The organism is Vibrio sp. 704, from assembly GCF_033339295.1.
Genome location: NZ_JAWOUH010000240.1, coordinates 1 through 856 on the forward strand (window position 1 = coordinate 1; position 856 = coordinate 856).

1 protein-coding gene is annotated in these 856 nt (G+C 48.5%); it reads left to right on the forward strand.

Annotated features, from left to right (window positions below; translation table 11 throughout):
• Nucleotides 1-856: FAD-binding oxidoreductase (locus tag R7R24_RS25690; protein ID WP_318119946.1), on the forward strand; the 856-nt coding region annotated here is incomplete at both ends.

Sequence of the window (856 nt, forward strand, 5' to 3'; positions counted from 1 at the left end):
CGACCCCGGTAGGAATTAACTCTACCACTGGTATTGCTGGTCTTACTTTAGGTGGTGGTTTTGGTTGGTTGAGCCGTAAATACGGTATGACGATAGATAACTTAGTCTCTGCAAACGTCGTTACTGCCGACGGACGCCAATTGCTTGCCAGTGAAACAGAAAATGAGGATCTTTTCTGGGCGCTGCGCGGAGGCGGCGGTAATTTTGGCATTGTTACGCAGTTTGAATTCCAATTGCATCCCGTTGGCCCTGAAGTACTGAGTGGTTTGATTGTCTTCCCGTTTGAACAAGCCAAATCGGTCATCACGCAGTTTGCAAAATTCACCGAATCTGCGCCAGAAGAGTTAAGTGTGTGGATGGTGAGTCGTAAAGCACCGCCACTCCCATTCTTACCTGAAAGCGTTCACGGTAAAGAGGTTGTCGTACTGGCGATATGTTATGCAGGCGACCCATCCGAGGGTGAAAAGCTAATTGCACCACTCAGAGATTTTGGTGACGCACATGGTGAGCATGTTGGCGTACAACCATTTGCTGCATGGCAACAAGCGTTTGATCCCTTACTCACTCCGGGCGCACGTAACTATTGGAAATCGCATAACTTTAACTCGCTAAGCGAAGGTGTCATTGATGCGGCGATAGAATATGCAGGGAAGTTACCATCGCCTCAATGCGAGATTTTTATCGCTTCTCTTGGCTGCGCGGCATCTAGACCAGAACCTGAATCTATGGCTTATTCTAGCCGTGACGCTAATTACGTATTAAATGTGCACGGAAGATGGGACTCCGCAGAAGATGACCAAGCTTGTATCGCGTGGGCGAGAGACTTTTTTGCCAAAACCAAACCGTATGCCAGTGG